The 21,113-nt window shown below is 51.8% G+C and carries 22 protein-coding genes; all 22 read left to right on the top strand.

What is annotated here, in order from left to right; translation table 11 throughout:
* Positions 1 to 11 precede the first annotated feature (11 nt).
* Positions 12 to 1,646, top strand: coding sequence for an alpha,alpha-phosphotrehalase (treC, locus tag ABF463_RS04295; protein WP_415532322.1), 1,635 nt, complete (start codon positions 12 to 14; stop codon positions 1,644 to 1,646).
* Positions 1,647 to 1,725: 79 nt separating this feature from the next.
* Positions 1,726 to 3,195, top strand: coding sequence for a PTS transporter subunit EIIC (locus ABF463_RS04290; protein WP_415532320.1), 1,470 nt, complete (start codon positions 1,726 to 1,728; stop codon positions 3,193 to 3,195).
* Positions 3,196 to 3,547: 352 nt separating this feature from the next.
* Positions 3,548 to 3,685 carry a helix-turn-helix domain-containing protein gene (locus ABF463_RS04285; protein ID WP_415532319.1) on the top strand — a complete coding sequence of 46 codons (138 nt, stop codon included), beginning with the start codon at positions 3,548 to 3,550 and terminating at the stop codon, positions 3,683 to 3,685.
* 37 nt (positions 3,686 to 3,722) lie between these two features.
* Positions 3,723 to 4,412, top strand: coding sequence for a DUF6320 domain-containing protein (locus ABF463_RS04280; RefSeq protein WP_415532317.1), 690 nt, complete (start codon positions 3,723 to 3,725; stop codon positions 4,410 to 4,412).
* A 336-nt stretch (positions 4,413 to 4,748) separates the two neighbouring features.
* Complete coding sequence (locus tag ABF463_RS04275) at positions 4,749 to 5,567, top strand: ParA family protein (RefSeq protein WP_415532315.1); 819 nt, start codon at positions 4,749 to 4,751, stop codon at positions 5,565 to 5,567.
* A complete protein-coding gene (locus ABF463_RS04270) occupies positions 5,524 to 6,459 on the top strand; it encodes a ParB/RepB/Spo0J family partition protein (RefSeq protein WP_415532313.1) in 936 nt (311 codons plus the stop codon). Before ABF463_RS04275 ends, ABF463_RS04270 begins: the two co-directional genes overlap by 44 nt.
* A gap of 66 nt (positions 6,460 to 6,525) precedes the next feature.
* On the top strand, positions 6,526 to 7,113 hold the full coding sequence (locus ABF463_RS04265; RefSeq protein ID WP_415532312.1) for a hypothetical protein: 588 nt from the start codon (positions 6,526 to 6,528) through the stop codon (positions 7,111 to 7,113).
* Positions 7,114 to 7,161: 48 nt separating this feature from the next.
* Positions 7,162 to 7,752 carry a hypothetical protein gene (locus ABF463_RS04260; protein WP_415532311.1) on the top strand — a complete coding sequence of 197 codons (591 nt, stop codon included), beginning with the start codon at positions 7,162 to 7,164 and terminating at the stop codon, positions 7,750 to 7,752.
* A 96-nt stretch (positions 7,753 to 7,848) separates the two neighbouring features.
* Positions 7,849 to 9,681 carry a DUF5057 domain-containing protein gene (locus tag ABF463_RS04255; RefSeq protein ID WP_415532310.1) on the top strand — a complete coding sequence of 611 codons (1,833 nt, stop codon included), beginning with the start codon at positions 7,849 to 7,851 and terminating at the stop codon, positions 9,679 to 9,681.
* Between the two features lie 29 nt (positions 9,682 to 9,710).
* Positions 9,711 to 10,607, top strand: coding sequence for a DUF6017 domain-containing protein (locus ABF463_RS04250; RefSeq protein WP_415532309.1), 897 nt, complete (start codon positions 9,711 to 9,713; stop codon positions 10,605 to 10,607).
* 58 nt (positions 10,608 to 10,665) lie between these two features.
* A complete protein-coding gene (locus ABF463_RS04245; protein ID WP_415532308.1) occupies positions 10,666 to 11,031 on the top strand; it encodes a hypothetical protein in 366 nt (121 codons plus the stop codon).
* A gap of 1 nt (position 11,032) precedes the next feature.
* Positions 11,033 to 11,245 carry a hypothetical protein gene (locus tag ABF463_RS04240; protein WP_415532307.1) on the top strand — a complete coding sequence of 71 codons (213 nt, stop codon included), beginning with the start codon at positions 11,033 to 11,035 and terminating at the stop codon, positions 11,243 to 11,245.
* A 36-nt stretch (positions 11,246 to 11,281) separates the two neighbouring features.
* Positions 11,282 to 11,773 (top strand): PcfB family protein, encoded by a 492-nt coding sequence (locus ABF463_RS04235; protein WP_415532306.1) that lies wholly within the window; start codon positions 11,282 to 11,284, stop codon positions 11,771 to 11,773.
* On the top strand, positions 11,770 to 13,560 hold the full coding sequence (locus ABF463_RS04230) for a VirD4-like conjugal transfer protein, CD1115 family (RefSeq protein ID WP_415532305.1): 1,791 nt from the start codon (positions 11,770 to 11,772) through the stop codon (positions 13,558 to 13,560). The genes ABF463_RS04235 and ABF463_RS04230 overlap by 4 nt, the downstream gene beginning before the upstream one ends.
* Positions 13,561 to 13,603: 43 nt before the next feature.
* Positions 13,604 to 13,819 carry a Maff2 family mobile element protein gene (locus ABF463_RS04225; protein ID WP_013485766.1) on the top strand — a complete coding sequence of 72 codons (216 nt, stop codon included), beginning with the start codon at positions 13,604 to 13,606 and terminating at the stop codon, positions 13,817 to 13,819.
* A 59-nt stretch (positions 13,820 to 13,878) separates the two neighbouring features.
* Positions 13,879 to 14,676 (top strand): DUF6674 family protein, encoded by a 798-nt coding sequence (locus ABF463_RS04220; RefSeq protein WP_415532304.1) that lies wholly within the window; start codon positions 13,879 to 13,881, stop codon positions 14,674 to 14,676.
* A gap of 117 nt (positions 14,677 to 14,793) precedes the next feature.
* Positions 14,794 to 15,603 (top strand): VirB6/TrbL-like conjugal transfer protein, CD1112 family, encoded by an 810-nt coding sequence (locus tag ABF463_RS04215; protein WP_415532321.1) that lies wholly within the window; start codon positions 14,794 to 14,796, stop codon positions 15,601 to 15,603.
* A gap of 16 nt (positions 15,604 to 15,619) precedes the next feature.
* Entirely contained in the window at positions 15,620 to 16,027 is a 408-nt protein-coding gene (locus tag ABF463_RS04210; RefSeq protein ID WP_415532303.1) for a hypothetical protein, read from the top strand.
* Entirely contained in the window at positions 16,028 to 16,486 is a 459-nt protein-coding gene (locus ABF463_RS04205; protein WP_415532301.1) for a PrgI family protein, read from the top strand.
* Positions 16,386 to 18,788, top strand: coding sequence for a VirB4-like conjugal transfer ATPase, CD1110 family (locus tag ABF463_RS04200; protein ID WP_415532300.1), 2,403 nt, complete (start codon positions 16,386 to 16,388; stop codon positions 18,786 to 18,788). Before ABF463_RS04205 ends, ABF463_RS04200 begins: the two co-directional genes overlap by 101 nt.
* A 65-nt stretch (positions 18,789 to 18,853) precedes the next feature.
* Complete coding sequence (locus ABF463_RS04195; RefSeq protein WP_415532299.1) at positions 18,854 to 19,300, top strand: HEAT repeat domain-containing protein; 447 nt, start codon at positions 18,854 to 18,856, stop codon at positions 19,298 to 19,300.
* A 72-nt stretch (positions 19,301 to 19,372) separates the two neighbouring features.
* Positions 19,373 to 21,100, top strand: a complete 1,728-nt coding sequence (locus ABF463_RS04190; protein ID WP_415532298.1) for a CD1108 family mobile element protein — start codon at positions 19,373 to 19,375, stop codon at positions 21,098 to 21,100.
* Positions 21,101 to 21,113: the final 13 nt, after the last annotated feature.

Below are 21,113 nucleotides of genomic sequence, written 5' to 3'. Positions count from 1 at the left end.
CTAATAAAGTTATCTACCAAATTTACCCCAAATCCTTTTATGACAGTAATGATGATGGAATCGGGGATCTGCGGGGTATTATTGAAAAAATCCCCTATATCAAAACATTAAATGTAGACATGATCTGGTTTAACCCTTTTTTCGTTTCGCCTCAAAAGGACAATGGATATGACATTGCCGATTATAGAGCGATTGATCCTAGGCTTGGAACGATGGAAGACTTTGATGAGATGGTGCGGAAATTAAAAGATAATCATATTGATGTGATGCTTGATATGGTTTTTAACCATACATCCACACAGCACAAGTGGTTCCAAGAGGCCCTAAAAGGGAACACCGAGTATCAAAACTATTATATAATCCGAAAATCGGATCATATCGGAAAGCCCCCCACCAATTGGGTGTCCAAATTTGGAGGTTCCGCATGGGAAAAGTTTGGTGATACAGATCAGTATTATCTACACTTATATGACAAAAGTCAGGCCGATTTAAATTGGCGCAATCCGAAGGTCCGCAAAGAATTGTATGATGTTCTGAATTTCTGGATTGCAAAGGGCGTGAAGGGATTCCGTTTTGACGTCTTTAACGTCATTGGAAAAGACGAGAAATTAGAGGATGCGCAGCCAGGGCAAGACAGCAAATATTTATACACGGATAAACCCATTGTCCATGATTACTTAAAAGAGATGAACCAAAACACGTTTGGGAAAATAACGGACTCCATCACGGTTGGGGAAATGTCCTCGACCACTATCGAAAATAGCATCGGATATACCAATCCCGAGAGTCATGAGCTGACAATGGTATTCAACTTCCATCATTTAAAAGTGGACTATATGAATGGTGAAAAGTGGACCAAAGCCCATTTCGATTTCAAGAAACTGAAACAAATCCTGGATGACTGGCAGGATGGGATGGCCAAGGGCAACGGCTGGAACGCATTGTTCTGGAATAACCACGACCAGCCCAGAGCAATCAATCGGTTTGCCGATGCCCATGCATATCGCGTACGGTCTGCGAAGATGCTTGCTACGACCATCCATCTGCTGCGTGGCACCCCCTTTATTTATATGGGGGAGGAAATCGGAATGACAGACCCCGATTATCACAGCATTAGCCAGTATGACGACATTGAGGCGATCAATGCGTATCATATGCTGATTGACAGCGGTTTGAGCGAACAAGAGGCATTTGAGATTGTTCACGCGAAAGCCCGCGATAACAGCCGCACCCCTATGCAATGGTCAGCCGCTTCACACGCGGGATTCTCAACGCACCGTCCTTGGTTGGCACCCACGAATCATGATGATATTAATGTGGAAAAGGAGTTAAAAGAAGGCAGCATCTTTCAATATTATCAGAAACTGATTCGGCTCAGAAAAACGATGCCGATCATCTCGGTTGGAGGATACAATAGCTTTTTAATGGCGCATCCCCATGTTTTTGCCTACATCCGAACATATGAAAATCAAAAATTGCTGGTTATCAATAATTTCTTCAAACATGACACCACAGTGGATATTCCATCGTCCTATTTAAACGAACAAAGTGAAATACTAATATCCAACACACAACCCCACCCATTAAGCCGACAGCTATTGTTGCAACCCTATGAGTCCATCGCATATTTGCTGACAAGCAAATAAACTTGCTCGTACGAATATCCGTTTAAAAGACGGTTTATATAAAGTAAGCAATGCTTCTGACGGGAAAGAGGGAATTTATATGGCAAAGCAAAAAGATTATGCCCCTTTAGCTGCGGATATCATCGCAAATGTAGGCGGAAAAGAGAATATTAATAGCTTAATCCATTGTATCACTCGTTTGCGGTTTTATCTAAAGGACGAATCAAAAGCGGATACGGAAAAAGTAAAAAGTCTGAATGGTGTTATCAATGTGATAAAATCAGGAGGACAATATCAGATAGTGATTGGTAATGCAGTCACAGATGTTTATGAGGCAGTTATTGCCCAACTGGGGGCAGGATTCGGGGATACTGATGACAGCAGTGTTGTGGAGACAGATTCCGAGCAGGCCAGTGTAGATCAGACCCCAGGGGCGCTGGTCAAAAACAAGTTTAACGAATTTATCGGTGTCATCACAGGTTCTGTTTCTCCAATCGTTGGTATTTTGGCAGCATCCGGTATATTAAAAGGCCTACTGGCCATGTTTACCGGCTTCCATTGGATGTCACAGACCAGCAGTGCGTATATGCTGCTAAGTGCTATGGGTGATGCCAGCTTTTATTTTCTACCCATCCTTATCGGCTACACGGCGGGTAAAAAGCTGGGAGCCAATCCCATTGTAACAGCTGTTATCGGAGGCGCGATCGCTTATCCAAGTATTTTGGCCGCTGCGGGAAAAGGGCTGAGTATTTTAACAATCGGTGCGGTGCATTTCCCATTTGTCAGTTATGCATACTCTATTTTCCCCATGATCTTGGCTGCTTGGATGGCTGCCAAACTGGGCAAGGTGTTGAAGAAATGGCTTCCGGCCTATTTACAGATGATTTTCAATCCATTGATTGTAATCCTGGTTGTAAGTACGATTACCTTGTTAATTACAGGCCCTGTTATTACTTGGTTCGCAGATGGATTGGCTACAGGAATTGCGTTTTGTCTGCAAAAGAGCGGATGGATTTCCGGGTTGATCTTGGGAGGATTTTATCAGATTCTGGTCATCTTCGGTTTGCATTGGGGCGTTGTTCCTTTAGTTGCAAATGACATCGCGACCAAAGGCCATAGTTATTTAAATGCAATTCTTTGCCAAACAATGGTCTCTCAGGGCGCGGCAGTGTTGGCTGTTGCCATCAAAACCAGAAAGACCGATCTCAAAACATTGTCATGGGGCGCTGTTATCTCGGCGTTTTGCGGTATCACAGAGCCTGCAATTTACGGTGTAAATCTTAGGTATCGCCGCGTATTTGTTTCCGGTTTAATTGGCAGTGCCGTCGGTGGTTTTATCACGGGATTGCTTCATGTGAACATGTGGGGATTCGCCGGCTCGTTGATTGGCTTCCCCTCCTTTATCAATCCTAAAACGGGAATTGATGCAAGTTTCTGGGGGTTCATCTTTGCAAGTTGCGCTTCCCTGATTATCGGATTCCTTGTTGCGTATTTCTGGGGCTATAATGATAAGATGGAAGAGAAATCTGAAATTAAACCTGCTAAAAATCCTGCCAAAGCACATGCTTAAATTCATAAATACAAAAGCAAGTCTGTTTACTGGTGCATAATCGGATTGACGTATCTACGCGGTTTTATTTTCAAAAACATAGATGCTTGTCACAAAAACCGTTTAACACGCATATAATCAAGGCTTCGCGGGCAGTCGGAGAGCAGTATTTATGTAAAAAATTGAAGAGATTGGCCGCATTTGAAGGGCGTTTCGTGAGAACGGAGCGCCCTTTTACTCTTTTGTCACCAGCCGTTTCAGGGCATATTCTACATTTCGTTTACCTCATTTAGAGACATGACCAAAGCGTCGGTAGGTAATATTACGGCATTATGCTATACTACAGTTACAATAACTGAGGGATGGTGTAATCGTGGAAATCAGAAAAACAGGTGCCTTTATCGCCGAACGACGAAAGGCAATGCGTATGACGCAAAAAGAGCTTGCGTTAAAGTTAAATGTAACGGACAAAGCAGTCTCAAAATGGGAAAGGGGAAATTGGGTATCCTGAAATTACAACAATTCCTCTTTTAGCGGAATTGCTGGGCGTGTCATCCAGCGAGATTATGCTGGGTGAGTATACAGAGCCTTCTCGTGCTCAAAGCAACATACAGGAGCCCCCCCAGCCGGATGCCATCGTTTCAAGTACGGTCGAATATATGAAACAATTACAAGGGCAGAAGGTATCCCGGGCACAAGAGATCGCATTCGTGTCCTTGTCGGGAGCTCTTTTTATTGGAGTATTCGTGTGCGGCCTTTGCAACTATATTTTATCCGCAAAATTTGACTGGTCACTTTATGTATTTGGAAGCGCAGTGCTTGCTTGGCTGGTTACAGCGCCATTGTTGAAATTCAAGAAGTATCGCAGCCTTTTTTCGATGGCTGGCCTTAGCGTCACAATTGTTCCGTTTCTGCTGGTGATTGAATATTTAGGATCGGCAAAAAACTGGGTGATTCCGTTCGCACTACCGATTATAATCCTATCGTTGGCCAGCCTATGGGCATTTGTATTATTGCTCCTTTTCGTCAAAATGAGGTTAGCAAACAAGATCGCTTTGGCAATGATCCTGTTTGGTGTTTTGGACAATCTGGCCATACAACGTTTTGTCAGACATTATCTGAAACTGCCTTCTTCCGCACAAAATAATCCTTCATCTGCAATTGTAGCCATTACCTGCGCATTTATAGCAATAGGCCTTTTCGCTGTTATGACTTTATCGAAGAAGCAGCGCGAATAGAGCGAATTTGTACCTTCACTGCCAATTTCACAATCGTTTTATGTCAAATACGTAAGTCCTTCCACGCGCATCTCAACTTCGAGTAGCCTTATAGGATTTGCAGTTCGCGAACCCGCATAAATACAGGCAAAATAAAAGACCGGCGATTCAAAATCGTCGGTCTTTTGATGGTGCGAGTGTTCTTACGGCATTTGTTCAAAAAAGTCAGTAATACCAAGGGTTTACGGGCAGTTAAGAAGCAGTATTTACCCCTAAAAATTGAATAACTTCATCATATTTTAAGGGCGTTCCGTGAAAGGGAGCGTCCTTTTTCTGTTTCGGGAGGTGAAAAATCACATGACCAATGTAATTTCATGCTGTAATCAAAAGGGAGGAACTGGAAAGACCACAACTTGCGCTAATCTCGGCATTGGACTGGCAATGGCGGGTAAAAAAGTCCTTTTAACAGATTGCGACCCGCAGGGTTCTCTCACCATCAGTTTGGGTAATCCACAGCCTGACCAACTGCCCGTGACGCTGGCAACGGTGATGGGCAAGGTGCTGACGGATGAAGCCATAGACCCAAGGGAGGGACTTCTGCACCATGATGAAGGCGTTGACCTCATGCCCGCCAACATCGAACTTTCCGGCATGGAGGTTTCGCTCGTCAACGCAATGAGCCGCGAAAAGGTTCTGAAGCAATATCTGGACGGCGTGAAGCGCCAATACGACTATGTGCTTCTGGATTGTCCCCCAACGCTGGGGATGTTGACCGTCAACGCGCTGGCCGCATCCGACAGCGTACTCATTCCCGTTCAGGCGCAGTATCTACCGGCCAAGGGCCTCGAACAGCTCTTGCAAACGGTTAATAAGGTACGTCGGCAAATCAATCCGAAGCTCAAAATCGACGGCATTCTGCTGACGATGGTGGACAGCCGTACCAACTATTCCAAAGAAATCAGCTCTCTGCTGCGGGATACCTACGGTTCAAAGCTGAAGGTATTTGACGTGGAGATTCCCCATTCCGTCCGCGCCGCCGAAATCAGCGCGGAGGGCAGGAGCATTTTTGCCCACGACCCGAAGGGAAAGGTTGCCGAGGCATACCGGGAGCTGACAAAGGAGGTGTTGAAGATTGAAAAGCAGCGTCAAAAACATAAGTCTGAACAGCTACGATGATATTTTTTCTACGGAAGAAACCCGTGAGGACGCCAAGCGGGAAAAGGTCATGGATATGCCGCTTTCGGAGCTGCACCCGTTCCCCGACCATCCGTTTCAGGTGCGGGACGATGATTCCATGAAAGAAACCGTGGAGAGCATCAAGGAATACGGCGTACTGGTTCCCGCTATTGTTCGCCCCCGCACGGACGGCGGCTATGAGCTTATTTCCGGTCACCGGCGCAAACACGCCTGCGAGCTGGCGGGGCTTCCCACCATGCCGGTGATTGTTCGCGATCTGGACGATGACGCCGCGACCATCATCATGGTTGACAGCAATATCCAGCGTGAAAACATCCTTCCGAGCGAACGGGCCAAAGCATACAAAATGAAGCTGGATGCCATAAAGCGGCAAGGTGCGAGAACGGATTTAACTTCCCGACAAGTTGTCGGGAAGTTGGAAACTTTGGAAAGTGCTGAACTTGTGGGGAAAGAAGCCGGTGAAAGCGGCAGACAGGTGCAGCGTTTTATCCGGTTGAACGAGCTGACGCCGCAGCTTCAGCAGATGGTGGACGATAAAAAAATCGCCATGACCCCCGCTGTGGAGCTGTCGTACCTGAAACCGGAGGAACAGACGCTTTTGCTCGACACCATCGAAAGCGAACAGGCCACCCCCTCGCTTTCTCAGGCCCAACGGTTGAAAAATTTCAGTCAGGAGGGCCATCTCAACGAGGACAGTATGCTGGCCATCATGTCGGAGGAAAAGAAACCGGAGAAAAACGACCTGACCATCAAGGCGGATAAACTCCAAAAATATTTCCCAAAATCGTATACCCCGCAGCAAATGGAGCAGGTCATCATCCGGCTGCTGGACGGATGGCAGAAAAAACGGCAGCGAGATCAGGAAAGGTAATAACCGTCGTTTCAGGCGTTCCGAAAGGGACGCCTTTTTTCATGTCTTGATTAAGGAGGAAACCGCATGACAACTGAAAAAATCAATGAGAACAGGCGCGGGAAGGAGGATGAAAAGCGAAAACGCAAATGGCCGTACATCCTTGCGATTCTTCTGCTGTTGCTGCTTCTCCTGCTTCTCCTGTTGAGGAGTTGCGGAAATCAGCATCCCTGCCCGAACCCGCCGCCGTCCAGCTCCGTCCCCTCGTCGTCAGTTCCGTCTCTGGACGATACCGGGAGCGCGGAGCCGGGAAGCAGCAGTGCCCCGTCACGGCAGGAAATCCTGTCCCGGCTTCAAAAGCAGGAAGTTACCGTCACCGACAAGGTAAGCGCGCAGGCTTCTTTTCCCAGTGGGGCGAAGGGCAGCACTGGCACATGGGAAGTGGAGAATCCCGCTTCCAATACCGTCATTATGCAGTGTGAAATCACGCTGGACGGCGAAACCGTGGCGAAATCCGCGCCGATCTATCCGGGGCAGCACATCGACGGCCTCACTCTTTCCCAACCGGTTTCATCCGGGAATTACAGCGTGACGGCGACGATCCGGTATTACAACAAGGATACCAAGGCTTACCTCGGAATGGCCGACTACAAAATCCGTCTTTCCGTTTCGTAATCAGCCGGACAGTCCGGTTGATATAAAAATTCACAAGGAGGCTTCTCAATGAAAAGCAAACTCAGAAGAATTCTCGCGGGCATCGTTACCTTTGCCGTGCTCGGCGTGACGGCGGCAGTCCCGGCGTTCGCCGCCGACAAGACCGACACCGGCACGGGCAGCGTTACGGGGAATGTGACGATCAACGGCTCCATCTCGCCGCTGACCATCTCCGTCACCCACCCGATCAACGTGGCCTACGCCATCAGCCCGGACGCCGAAACTTTTACCGCGCCCGACATCACCGTGACCAACAACACCAAGGTCGCGGTGATCGCCACGGTGGAATCCCTGAAAGCCGCGTCGGGCGGAACGCTTACCTTCACCGACGTTGACCCTTCCGCGAAAGCGTGGCGTTCGCTCAACCTCGCGGATTCCAAAAAGTACATCGCGCTCGGCATTGCGGCGAAGGGCAATTCCGGCTGGAACAGCGGGTACAGCACTTCCACCCATTGGGCGGTAAACGATTCGCCGTTGCAGGTCGGGACGCTGAATCCGAACACTTCCGGCGCGCTGTCCCTCACGGCGGACTATGGTCTTGCGTTCGACGGGGCGTACACAGCCAACCATCAGCTTGTTTTCCAGTTCCAGCTTGCATAAAAACAAAAGCGCGGGAATTGGCCGGGATTTTCCCGGCCAACCTTCTACGCGAAAGGGGGCTTCTATTTGAGGCAATCATTCAGGCGGCTTTTTCTCGTGCCGCTGCTTACCGCAGGAATTCTGCTGTCTGGCACTTCACCCGCATTCGCGGCCTCCGCAACGTCGGTTCTGACGCTGACCGCGACGCCGAACCCGTCCGGGAACTATGTGGCACTGAACTGGACGAACAGCGAAAAAAGCCAGCCGTACAGTTATATGCTCTATTCCAAGTCCGTGCATGAATCCACATTCCAGAGCATCCCCGCCAAAGACAAAGCGAAGGTTCTGAACATCTATCCCGTTGTCGATCTGACCGTTTCCTTTACGACATGGGACGGAAAGAGCTACACTCTGCCGAAGTCGGCTTCTCTGAAAATGTGGATGGAAACGCCGAACGGGTACAATTCCAAGGGCTACGGCAAGGGCCTCATTTCCGTGGATACCGTGTCGATTTCCGATTTCAACGCGAACCCGGACGCTTACCTGAAAAACGCAGACGGCAGCTACAAATACGACGTGCTGTATTTCGGCGCGTGGGACGCTTTCGCCAGTCAGGATTTGTCCGCTGCGGCAGAGAGTAAAACCGATGCCTTTATCAAAACCGGGCGCGGCGTCCTGTTCGGGCATGACACGATGGTGGACAATGATACGATTTCCATGCCTAATTTCTTCAAGCTGGCCCATTACTGCGATATTCAGACCATCCCGCATTATACCGTTCTCGGAAGCTCACAAATCACGGTTTCCAAGAAGGGCCTGCTCACCAACTACCCGTGGAAAATCGGGGACGTGGGCACGGTTTTGAACGTCCCGATGTCCCATTCCAATCAGCTTGCTTTCGGGGATGTGTGGATGACCTATCAGCAACCCTACACTTACCCCAACAGCGCAGAGGCCACCGGCTCCGGCGGGCAGGGCACCAACACCTTTTATCTGACAAGCTGGTCAAACTGCGCCATGATTCAGACCGGCCATTCCAACGGCGAGGCGACGCCGGATGAACAGCGCGTTACGGCAAACACCCTGTTTTACCTCGCGCAGATTACGACCGACACAAGCTGGAACGACCACAAGGGGCAGGATTTGGATGCGCCGGACGAACCGGCGGTTTCCAGCATCACGCACAATTCCGACCGGACGCAGTATACCGTCAACTATTCTTCGCAGGACAATGCGACCGGCTATCAATACTATGTGGAGGCCACAGGGCAAAACGACGGCGTGAAATATGATTCCCCGGTTATATCGACATCCCTAAAAACAGGGATGAAAGGTTATTCCATCGTGGTGGACGATAAGCCGGATACCGTCCCGGACGGGAGCATTGCGACCACAGCGAACAGTTATACTTTCTCCCGCCCGTCCGGCAGCAGCTTTTACATTCACATCGCCGCCGTGGACAACGCCGGGAATATTTCGGCTGTCGCGCACTACCATACGGATGAACTTGTCTCCGTGACGCATCCGGTCAGTATTGGCTATTCCATTGACCCGAACAGCAGTACCCCGTTCACCGCGCCGGACATTCTGATTACCAACCATTCCACTTTTCCCATAAAGGTTTCCGTCACGGAACTGAAAGCAATCTCCGGCATCGGTGACGCCGCCCCCACGGCCTATTCGGATTGGAACAGCCTGACGGCGGCGCAGACCGGGAGCGGAATCGCGCTCGGCGTGGGAATCAGCAAAACAGCCGGTTCAGGCTGGACAGCGGTTGACAGGGCAACTCCCGTTTATACGGGCGATCTCGCGTCGGAAGTCCCGTTGGGGATGCTCGGTGCGAACGGAGCGTCCGGGAATCTTACGCTTACCGCCAAATTCGGTCTGGCTTGGGCAAAAGCGACGAATGTGTCCCATGAGCTGACACTGAATTTTACGATTGCGGACTGAATCGTCCGTATGGAAGGGAGTGATACAAAATGGCGGTTTTTCGTGTGGAACGGACGCGGGATTACACGGTTATGAGCAACCATCACCTGAAAAACAGGGCCTTGTCCCTGAAAGCGAAAGGGCTGCTGTCTATGATGCTCTCCCTTCCGGACGATTGGGATTACACCACGCGGGGACTTGCCTCTATCTGCCGCGAGGGAGTGGACGCCATCGGAAAGGCGCTCAAGGAGCTTGAAAACGCGGGCTATATGGAGCGCCGCCAGCTTCGCGGCAAAGACGGACGCATCACGGACACCGAATACACCATCTATGAGCAGCCGCGCAAGCCACCGGGTACGCCTTTACCGGATACGGATTCACCAGATACGGATTCACCAGATACGGAAAAGCCGTATCTGGATAACCCGGATATGGAAAAACCGGATACGGAAAACCCCGCGCAATTAAATACTAAGGGAACTAATATTCCTAAAAAATCAAATACGGATGGAGCAAATACGTATCAATCCAATCCGGCGGACCGAAAACCGGAGGCCGTTGCACCGGATGATTCGATGGATGCGGCGGATGCCTACCGTGAAATCATCAAGGAGAATATTTCCTACGACGTCCTGCGGCAGAGATGCGACCCGGGGCGTCTGGATGAAATTGTGAACATCCTGCTCGACACCGTGTGCAGCCGGAAAAAGGAGATTCGGATCGCCGGTGAGGATATGCCCGCCGAAACGGTGAAAAGCAGGCTCTTGAAGCTTGACGACAGCCACATCGAATATGTGCTTGAGTGTCTCGACAAAAACACCACCGACGTCCGCAACATCCGAAGCTACATTCTGACCGCGCTGTATCAGGCACCCACCACCATCAGCAGCTATTACTCGGCGCTGGTCAATCACGACATGTACGGAAGCGGCCCGCCCGGACGGTAAACGTCCCGCGCGGGCTGTTTTTATCCCCGACAAAAAATCGGAAAGGAGAAATTTTTGCATGAAACGACCTCTCGCATACATCACCGCCCCGTGGGGCGGAAACGAAATCGAAAACACCGAGGACGCGGCAGGGTATTGCCGCAAAATTTACGACGCGGGCTTTTCGCCCATCTGCCCGGTTCTGTTCCTGCCGCTTTTCCTCAACGACGCCATTCCGCAGGAGCACAAGGACGGCATCGACATTGCCTGCAACTTTCTGCGCCGCGCCCATGTGCTGGTGGTCTGCGGCAGGAACGTGGACGAAACCGTGAAAAACGACATCGCCACGGCGGAACGGTTGCATATCACGGCCACCACGCTCGACGGCATTCTCACCGTCAAGGGACAGGGCCGGGAGAAAGACGCGGAAAAGGAGCGGAGATAACGTGCCGGACTATCAGAAAATGTACCACTCGCTGTTCAATGACGTAACCGACGCCATTTCAAAACTCCAGCAGGCGCAGCAGAAAACCGAGGAAATGTATATGGACAGCAAGGAAACCGTTCTCACCCCTTTTGTGAAAAAGAGCGAGGAACAGAAAAATGACCGGAAATCGGCCCCGGCAAAGAAAAAGCCGCCCTCCCACGATGAACGGTAACGGAAGGCGGTTTTCCCATGACAGGAGGTGTTTCGTTTGCAGGAAGAAATCGAAAACCGCTCCGTGACACTCATCATCAGCGGCACAAGACTCACGGGCCGGGCGCTCAAAGCGGCGATTGCCAAGTATCTGGCCCATCGAAAGGAAAAGAAAAACGCCAAGGCCCGCGCCGGTCCCGTAGTCCCCCACGGCAGGCAGACGGTGAAGCAGCTCGTGGGGCAGAACGCGGGCGTGTCCAATCTGGAAATTACCGACAGCAACATCAAATTCTTTGACCGCGTGGCGCGGAAATATGGCGTGGATTACGCCGTCAAGAAGGACCGAAGCGTATCGCCGCCCAAATATCTCGTCTTTTTCAAGGCGCGGGACGCGGATGCGCTTACCGCCGCTTTCACCGAGTTCACGGCAAAAACGGTGAACCGGACGAAAAAACCCTCCGTTCTCTCGCGGCTCCGTCAGTTCAAAGATCTGGTCAAGGCGAATACCGTTGACCGGGTGAGACATAAGGAACAGGAGCGGGCGCGATGAGTGAGAAAACGAAAAAGCTGCTCCTGATGAATCTGCCTTACCTATTCGTCGCGCTGTTCGCCACCAAGTTCGGACAGGCGTGGCGGCTGGCCGCAGGCGCGGACGCTTCCGGGAAACTCCTGCACTTGACGGACGGCCTTACCGCTGCGTTTTCCTCCCCACTGCCGAGCTTCTATCCGACTGATTTGGCTGTGGGCGTCCTTCTCGCCGCCGCGCTCTGGCTGGCGGTCTACGTCAAGGGTCGGAACGCCAAAAAGTTCCGCAAGAACGTTGAGTACGGCTCGGCCCGCTGGGGCAAAGCCGAGGACATCAAGCCGTACATCGACCCGGTATTTGAAAACAACGTCATTCTCACGCAGACGGAACGGCTCACCATGAACAGCCGACCCAAAGACCCCAAGACGTCCCGGAACAAGAACGTGCTGGTCGTCGGCGGTTCCGGTTCCGGCAAGACGCGGTTTTTCATCAAACCGAATCTGATGCAGTGCGATTCCAAAGACTATCCGACGAGCTTCGTCGTTACGGACCCGAAAGGCAGTATCGTCGTGGAATGCGGAAATCTCCTGCGGCGCAGGGGCTACCGCATTAAAATTCTCAACACTATCAACTTCAAGAAGTCGATGCACTACAATCCCTTCGCGTACATTCATTCCGAAAAGGACATCTTGAAGCTGGTTACGGCGCTGATCGCCAACACCAAGGGGAACGGCAAATCCGGCGATGACTTCTGGGAAAAAGCAGAGACTCTCTTTTATACGGCGCTCATCGGCTACATTCATTATGAGGCCCCGGTCGAGGAACAGAATTTTGCCACGCTAATCGAATTTATCAACGCTTCGGAAGTTCGAGAAGATGATGAGGAATTCAAAAATCCAGTGGATCTCATGTTCGAGGCGCTGGAGAAGGAAAATCCGAACCACTTCGCCGTCCGTCAGTATAAGAAATATAAGTTGGCGGCGGGCAAGACAGCAAAAAGCATTCTTATTTCCTGCGGCGCACGAATGGCTCCCTTCGACATTCAGGAGCTTCGTGATCTGACAGCCTACGACGAGTTGGAGCTGGACACGCTGGGCGACCGGAAAACCGCTCTGTTCATCATTATCTCAGATACTGATGACACCTTTAATTTTTTAGTTTCAATGGCCTATACGCAGCTTTTCAACCTGTTATGCGAAAAGGCCGATGACGTGTACGGCGGGCGCTTGCCTGTCCACGTCCGATGCCTGCTTGACGAATTTGCCAACATCGGGCAAATTCCCAAGTTTGAAAAGCTGATCGCCACCATCCGCAGCCGTGAAATCTCGGCCTGCCTTGTTTTGCAGGCGCAGAGCCAGTTAAAGGCACTGTACAAAGACAACGCCGACACAATCATCGGCAACTGCGACAGCGCTATCTTCCTCGGCGGCAAGGAACGCACAACCTTAAAAGAACTGACCGAATCGCTTGGGAAAGAGACAATCGACACCTACAACACCGGCGAAAGCCGGGGCCGTGAGGTATCCCACAGCCTTAATTATCAAAAATTGGGGAAAGATCTAGCTTCGGTCGATGAGCTGTCTGTCCTCGACGGCGGCAAGTGCATCCTCCAGCTTCGCGGCGTCCGGCCTTTCCTTTCGGACAAGTACGACATCACAAAGCACCCGAACTACAAGTACCTGTCTGACTATGACCACCGCAACGCTTTCCCTATCGAAAAATTCCTGTCCACCAAATTAAAACCGAAACCGGACGATGTGTTCAACACATATTCCGTTGACCTCTCCGGGGACCCGAAAACCGCAGAATAGCGGCTTTTTTCATATATACAACTTAAAAAATGGAGGTAGTATTATGAGTTTCTTTCATTCCGCAATCGGCGTTCTCCAGACCCTTGTGATCGCCCTCGGCGCGGGCCTTGCCATTTGGGGCGCAATTAACCTTCTGGAAGGTTACGGCAACGACAATCCAGGAGCGAAAAGTCAAGGCATTAAACAGCTCATGGCGGGCGGCGGCGTGGCCCTGATCGGCATTACGCTGGTTCCGCTGCTTTCCAACCTGTTCGGCTGATGTCAATGCAAAAACACTCCGCGCCCCCATTCACGGGGCGCGGGAAAGGAGATGATCGTATGGAAAACACGGCAACCACTGCCACACCGCTGCTGGAAAACGAGTATGTCAAGGAGCTTTTAGCCGTCATGGAAGCCAACCGTGTGCCTGCCGTGAAGGACCTGCTTGCCGTTTTTAATCAAGTAAGCGCGATGGAACGCCAGCTCGACACAGCGGTCACGGAGCTGGCCGTGCTGCGTCGGGAACTCAGCGCGTCACAGAAACAGACCCGCCCCGTAAAAGCCGTTCTGCAAAATACGGGCGCGGCTATGGAAAAAAGCGTGACAACTGTGCGTGACCGGCTGGATGCAACAAAACAGGTCGTGATCGACGGCTGCAAAAACATCTTGGATGCTTTTCGGGAAAAAGGAATTTCCGCGCTGGATAATATCACCCGCTTTTTCAAATTGCGGCCCGTGCTGGAAACCATGCGCACGGAGTTGGATAAAAGCATTCGGGATGACAGATCAGCGATGGATAAAATTGAAACTGTGAGCGCGGAGTACCATGAGGCCGGGCGGCACATCAAGAATATGGGCCGGACGCTGATGGGAAACGAGGCTGCTGCCGAAGCAAAACCTATGGGAAAGCTGGCGAAATCTTTGGAAGCTCCGTTCAGAGCGGAGCTGTCCTGCCTGTCCTCCATGAAAAAGAGCGTGGAGAAAGCTCTTCTCCGTCTGACCGCGCTGGAACAATCGGCGCAGCGGAAGCCCTCCGTTCAGCAGAGCATCCACGCTCTCAGCGAAAAACTCGCGCGGGAGCAAAAATCCGCCCCCGCCGCCGAAAGGTCCCGGTCCGTGTCCCATGAGGCGCGTTAGTTACCGTTCGTACCGCCTCATGGTGGAAACAGGCGGCGGAAAAGGAGGTGATTCCACTTGGATTTCATCAAACAGCAGATTACCGAATGGCTGAAAGAAATACTCGTCGGCGGCATCATGAACAACCTGTCGGGCATGTTCGACAACGTAAACAGTCAGGTCGGGCAGATTGCCTCTCAGGTCGGAACGACGCCGCAGGCATGGAATACCGGCATTTACAATATGATCCGAACCCTGTCCGAAAACGTCATGATGCCCATCGCGGGCCTGATTCTCGCGTTCGTCATGACGCTGGAGCTGATTCAGATCATCACCGACAAGAACAATTTTCACGACATCGAAAGCGCCGTTTTCTTCCGTTGGATTTTCAAAACGGCCTGCGCCATTCTCATTGTGACCAATACATGGAACATCGTCATGGGCATATTCGACGTAGCGCAGAGCGTGGTCAACAGCGCGGCGGGAATCATCGTTTCCGACACGTCCATCGACATCAGTTCCGTTACGGCGAACCTTCAGACGCGGCTCATGGCAATGGACCTCGGCCCCCTGTTCGGGCTGTGGTTCCAGAGCATTTTTGTGGGCTTTACCATGTGGGCGCTCACGATCTGCATTTTCATCATCGTATACGGCAGGATGATCGAGATTTATTTAGCCACTTCCATTGCGCCGATCCCGATGGCGACAATGCTGAACCGGGAATCGGGCGGCATGGGTCAGAACTATCTGCGCTCCCTGTTCGCGCTGGGATTTCAGGGCTTTCTCATCATCGTCTGCGTGGCGATTTACGCCGTTCTGGTAAAAAGCATCAGCGTGAGCACGGACATCAGCAAGGCAATCTGGACTTGTATGGGCTATACGGTGCTGCTGTGCTTTACGCTTTTTAAGACCGGAAGTCTCGCAAAATCTATTTTCAACGCGCATTGACGGAGGTGATATTTTAATGCAGGACAAATTACAGGAGCTTTTTGACCGGCTGGACGCCAATCTTGAGGATTTTCGGAAAATGTGGGAATCCAGCGATCAGGCAGAGCTGATTGACGGTTCCCGCGAGATCACCGCGATTAAGGATGCCCATTACTATCTGACCGAAAGCCACGGTTTTGAACCGGAGGAAATCGACTATCTTCTCCTGTTTGAGAACCCTTTACAGGTTGTCGCGGACAAATGGCTGGAACGCACGGAGGATCTGAGCGATTTCAGCTTCGCGCTCGACGAGGTGTTTGATAAGCAGGACGCGCTCCGGGATTACGAACGGAAGGAAAAGCCGTCCGTTCTGGAACAACTTCATCATACCGCCGAGACTGCCGGGAAAGCCGCGCGCCCGACAAAAGAACAGGAGGCGCGATAAATGGCTTATGTTCCCGTTCCCAAGGACCTGACCGCAGTGAAAACGAAGGTTCTGTTCAATTTAACAAAACGGCAGCTTGTCTGTTTCAGCGGCGGCGCGCTTGTAGGCGTACCGCTTTTCTTTTTGCTCAAGGGGCCTGCGGGGTTCAGCGCCGGAGCCGCTTCTCTCTGCATGGTACTCGTCATGCTGCCGTTTTTCCTGACGGCCGTCTATGAGAAAAACGGCCTGCCGTTGGAAAAAATCGTCCGCAACATCGCCCGTGTTCTGTTCATCCGGCCAAAGCAGCGGCCCTATCAGACCAACAATTATTACGCCGTGCTCACGCGGCAAAGCAAATTAGACAAGGAGGTGCGTCGGATTGTCGGTAAAAAAGCAAAAACCGGCTATAAAGCGGTCATTGTCCCGCGCCGAGAGGCGTCAGATCGAAGCCGCCGTCGCAAAGGCGCGGCAGACCGATAAGAAAAAGCAGTCGGCGCAGGACAGCATCCCGTTTCAGCGGATGTTCCCGGACGGCATCTGCCGCGTAACCGACAGCTATTACACGAAAACCGTTCAGTTTCAGGACATCAACTATCAGCTCAACCAGAACGAGGACAAGACCGCCATTTTTGAGGGCTGGTGCGATTTTCTCAACTATTTCGACAGCTCTATTAAATTTCAGCTCTCGTTCCTGAACCTCTCCGCGACGCGGGACAGCTTTGCGAAAAGCATTACCATTCCGCCGCAGGGCGATGATTTCGACAGCCTGCGCTCAGAGTACACGGAGATGCTTCGGAATCAGCTTGCCAAAGGTAACAACGGCCTGATCAAGACCAAGTATCTGACTTTTGGTATCGAAGCGGACAGCCTGAAAGCGGCTAAACCCCGGCTGGAGCGTATCGAGATCGACATTCTCAACAACTTCAAACATCTCGGCGTGACAGCCGCTTCTCTGAACGGCGCGGACCGCCTGCGGCTGCTGCACGACATCTTCCGTATGGACGCGCCGGAACCGTTCCGCTTTTCATGGGACTGGCTGGCCCCATCCGGCCTCTCCGTCAAGGATTTCATCGCGCCGTCTTCCTTCGAGTTCAAAAGCGGCAGCATGTTCGGTATGGGGCGTCAGGTTGGCGCAGTCAGCTTCCTGCAAATCCTCGCGCCGGAGCTGAATGACCGGATGCTGGCCGATTTCCTCGACATGGAATCCAGCCTCATCGTCACCATGCACATCCAGTCCATCGACCAGGTGAGCGCCATCAAGACGGTGAAGCGGAAAATCACGGATTTGGATTCCATGAAAATTCAGGAGCAGAAAAAGGCCATCCGTTCCGGCTACGACATGGACATCATCCCCTCCGACCTCGCTACCTACGGCGAAGAAGCGAAAAAGCTCTTGCAGGATTTGCAGTCCCGCAACGAGCGCATGTTCCTCGTGGCCTTTCTTGTCCTCAACGTGGCCGAAAACAGGCAGCGGCTGGACAACAACGTGTTTCAGGCAAGCTCCCTCGCGCAGAAATACAACTGCGCGCTGACCCGTCTCGACTTCCGGCAGGAAGAAGGTCTGATGAGCAGTCTGCCACTTGGATTGAATCAAGTGGAAATCCAGCGGGGCCTGACCACCTCGAGTACCGCCATTTTTATCCCCTTTACCACGCAGGAGCTGTTCCAGACTGGGCGCGAGGCGCTGTACTGCGGGCTGAACGCCCTGTCCAACAACCTCATCATGGTGAATCGGAAGCTCTTGAAAAACCCAAACGGTCTGATTCTCGGCACACCGGGCGCAGGCAAATCCTTCGCCGCCAAGCGCGAAATTGTAAACGTGTTCCTTGTCACAAACGACGACATCATTGTCTGCGACCCAGAGGCCGAATACGGCCCGCTAATCGAGCGCCTGCACGGACAGATCATCAAAATATCGCCCGCGTCCACCGATTACATCAATCCCATGGACATCAACCTCAACTATTCCGAGGAAGAAAATCCGTTGTCGCTCAAATCCGATTTCATCCTGTCGCTCTGCGAGCTGATCGTCGGCGGCAAAGAGGGCTTGCAGCCGGTGGAAAAAACGGTGATCGACCGCTGCGTCAGGCTGGTGTACCGGAATTACCTCAGCGACCCGCGCCCGGAAAATATGCCGATTCTGGAGGATTTGTATAACGAGCTGCGGAAGCAGGACGAAAAGGAGGCGCAGTACATCGCCACGGCGCTGGAAATCTACGTCACCGGCTCCCTCAACGTGTTCAACCACCGCACCACCGTCAACGTGAGAAACCGCGTCGTCAGCTACGACATCCGGGAGCTTGGAAAGCAGCTCAAAAAAATCGGGATGCTCATCGTGCAGGATCAGGTCTGGAACCGCGTCACCGTCAACCGTGCCGTGGGTAAATCCACGCGCTACTATATCGACGAGTTCCATTTGCTCTTAAAAGAGGAACAGACCGCCGCCTATTCCGTGGAAATCTGGAAGCGGTTCCGCAAATGGGGCGGCATTCCGACCGGAATCACGCAGAACATCAAGGATCTTCTTTCTTCACGGGAAATTGAGAACATCTTTGAAAACTCGGATTACATCTATATGCTCAACCAGGCGTCCGGCGACCGTCAGATCCTCGCCAAGCAGCTCGGTATTTCGCCGCACCAGCTTTCCTACGTCACCCATTCCGGCGAGGGCGAAGGGCTGCTGTTCTACGGCAACGTCATTCTGCCGTTTATCGACCATTTCCCGAAGGACACGGAACTGTACCGCATCATGACCACCAAGCCGCAGGAAGTGATAACATAAAAAAAGCTGACTGTTTTAAAGGAAATATGTTATAATTATTTTGAACAAGAAAGGACGGTGTATTTATGAAAAAAGAAACTCCACTCAATATTGAAGATCTGAAACGTATGGCAAATAATCAAAACAGTTGGCGTGAGAGATTGTCGGCTGTTAATGAACTTAAAGAATATGATTGCCAACAATCCAGAGATATTTTAGCAAGACTTGCTATACATGACATCGTTTTTACAGTGAAAGAAGCAGCTTTTATGGCTACACAAGCTTTAGGTGTTACAAAGGGCGGACAGCCCATTTATTTAGGGAAAAAACCCAAGGGCAATTTGGTGGATGGAATCAATAAAAAGCTAACACGGGTACGCGATTCCTTGCCTGATGGCTATTCCCTTGATGATTTTAAGGCAGCTTTTCAGAAATTGTATCCAGCAGCCTATGATGCATATGAAGGTGACAAAAAAGGTCAATTTGATAAATGGCTCAGTAATGTTATTCCTTCATTGCCTAAGAAAAAGTGATTAAACTAACTATCAACCCGCTTCATTCCGAAATGAGGCGGGTTTTTTCATGCCCAAAAGGAGGTGACGACGATGGAAAAACGAGCGCCCCGCCTGCAATTCACAAAGGAGGAACGCGCCGACCCTGTATTAAAAAAATCTGTCCGCAGAGTGCAAAAAGAGGCGGTAAAAGCGGATCAGGCGCAGGCAAAAATACCGAAAAAAACCGTTTTCAAGCGTCAGCACTTCGTTGACCCGGCCACCGGCAAGGTCACGACGCGTCTGAAATTTGAGGAAGTGGGCAAGAAAAAGCCGTCAAAGCTCACACACGCCGTCCGGGACGCACCCGGAAACGCCGCTTTGATGCAGTTTCATCGGGAAATTCGGCAGTCCGAAGAGGAAAACGTGGGCGTGGAGGCCGCGCATAAAAGCGAGGAAGCCGCCGAAACGGGCGGGCGTCTGCTGCGCAGCGCCCACCGTTCCCACAAGCTGAAGCCCTACCGGAAATCGGCCCAAGCGGAAAGGCAACTTGACCGCGCCAATCTCGGTTATTTGCAGAAAAAAGCCGTGCGGGACAATCCGCAGCCCTCCGGCAATCCTTTGGCCCACTGGCGGCAAAAGCGGGCTGTCAAAAAACAGTATGCCGCCGCGAAACGGACCGGGCAGTTCGCTGGCACCACCGGTAAAACTGCCGAAAACACTGTCAAGGCGGGAAAAGCGGCGGCACGGGAGAGCAAGCGGGCGACGGCTTTTGTCGGACGACACCGGAATGGCTTTCTGATCGCCGCAGGCGTTTTTCTGGTACTGGTCCTGCTTCTGAATGTCCTGTCCTCCAGCTCGGTTCTGCTGGAAGGCGCGCTGTCCGGCGTTACCGCGTCCACCTATCCTTCCACGGACGATGCCATGCTCGGCGCGGAAGCCGCTTACGCCCAAAAGGAAACGGGTCTTCAGGACGAAATCGACCATTATGAGCAGCGGCACCCCGGCTATGACGAATATCACTATACGCTCGACAAAATCGGCCACGACCCCTATGTGCTGATTTCCATTCTGACCGCATGGCATGGCGGCGAATGGACGCTGGATGAAGTCCGGGACACACTTTCCACTCTGTTCTCAAAAGAATACCAACTGACGCAGACCGTGGAGACGGAAACCCGCTATCGCACGGAAACGGATACCGTGACGGACCCGGACGGCACGACCCACACCGAAACCCGGCAGGTTCCCTATACCTACACCGTCTGCAACGTGAAACTGCACAACGAGGATTTGTCCCATCTTCCCATTTCCATCATGAACGAGGATCAGCTCGGTGTGTACTCGATGTACATGTCCACTCTCGGCAACCGGCCCGATCTGTTTCCTGCGTCGGCCTATCCGAACGCATCCACCGTCAAAAAGCCCACTGAATATGATATCCCACCGGAGGAAATGACGGACGCGCGGTTCGCCGCCATGATGACGGAGGCACGGAAATACATCGGCTATCCCTATGTTTGGGGCGGCAGCAGCCCGAAAACCTCGTTCGACTGTTCCGGTTACGTGTCGTGGGTAATCAATCACAGCGGATGGAATGTGGGACGGCTGGGAGCACAGGGTCTTTGCAACATCTGCACTCCGGTTTCTCCCGCCGACGCCAAACCCGGCGACCTTGTTTTCTTTGAACACACCTACGACACCGACGGCGTGTCCCACGTGGGCATTTACGTCGGAAACGGCATGATGCTCGCGGCCGGTGACCCCATCGGCTATTCAAATCTCAACACAAGCTACTGGCAGAGCCATTTTTACACGTTCGGACGTTTACCGAACCCATAAACAGATTGGAGGA

This window comes from Ethanoligenens sp., assembly GCF_047718355.1.
In the GTDB taxonomy this organism is placed as follows: domain Bacteria; phylum Bacillota; class Clostridia; order Oscillospirales; family Ethanoligenentaceae; genus Ethanoligenens.
Note: the sequence above shows the minus strand (reverse complement) of the source record. Positions and strands in the feature narration are given on the sequence as shown.

What these genes read in the sequence shown, in the direction of transcription:
- ABF463_RS04290 (WP_415532320.1), top strand. Translation starts at nt 1,726, where the DNA reads ATGGCAAAGCAAAAAGATTATGCCCCTTTAGCTGCGGATATCATCGCA.
- ABF463_RS04275 (WP_415532315.1), top strand. Translation starts at nt 4,749, where the DNA reads ATGACCAATGTAATTTCATGCTGTAATCAAAAGGGAGGAACTGGAAAG.
- ABF463_RS04265 (WP_415532312.1), top strand. Translation starts at nt 6,526, where the DNA reads ATGACAACTGAAAAAATCAATGAGAACAGGCGCGGGAAGGAGGATGAA.
- ABF463_RS04260 (WP_415532311.1), top strand. Translation starts at nt 7,162, where the DNA reads ATGAAAAGCAAACTCAGAAGAATTCTCGCGGGCATCGTTACCTTTGCC.
- ABF463_RS04250 (WP_415532309.1), top strand. Translation starts at nt 9,711, where the DNA reads ATGGCGGTTTTTCGTGTGGAACGGACGCGGGATTACACGGTTATGAGC.
- ABF463_RS04245 (WP_415532308.1), top strand. Translation starts at nt 10,666, where the DNA reads ATGAAACGACCTCTCGCATACATCACCGCCCCGTGGGGCGGAAACGAA.
- ABF463_RS04230 (WP_415532305.1), top strand. Translation starts at nt 11,770, where the DNA reads ATGAGTGAGAAAACGAAAAAGCTGCTCCTGATGAATCTGCCTTACCTA.
- ABF463_RS04225 (WP_013485766.1), top strand. Translation starts at nt 13,604, where the DNA reads ATGAGTTTCTTTCATTCCGCAATCGGCGTTCTCCAGACCCTTGTGATC.
- ABF463_RS04220 (WP_415532304.1), top strand. Translation starts at nt 13,879, where the DNA reads ATGGAAAACACGGCAACCACTGCCACACCGCTGCTGGAAAACGAGTAT.
- ABF463_RS04215 (WP_415532321.1), top strand. Translation starts at nt 14,794, where the DNA reads ATGAACAACCTGTCGGGCATGTTCGACAACGTAAACAGTCAGGTCGGG.
- ABF463_RS04210 (WP_415532303.1), top strand. Translation starts at nt 15,620, where the DNA reads ATGCAGGACAAATTACAGGAGCTTTTTGACCGGCTGGACGCCAATCTT.
- ABF463_RS04205 (WP_415532301.1), top strand. Translation starts at nt 16,028, where the DNA reads ATGGCTTATGTTCCCGTTCCCAAGGACCTGACCGCAGTGAAAACGAAG.
- ABF463_RS04195 (WP_415532299.1), top strand. Translation starts at nt 18,854, where the DNA reads ATGAAAAAAGAAACTCCACTCAATATTGAAGATCTGAAACGTATGGCA.
- ABF463_RS04190 (WP_415532298.1), top strand. Translation starts at nt 19,373, where the DNA reads ATGGAAAAACGAGCGCCCCGCCTGCAATTCACAAAGGAGGAACGCGCC.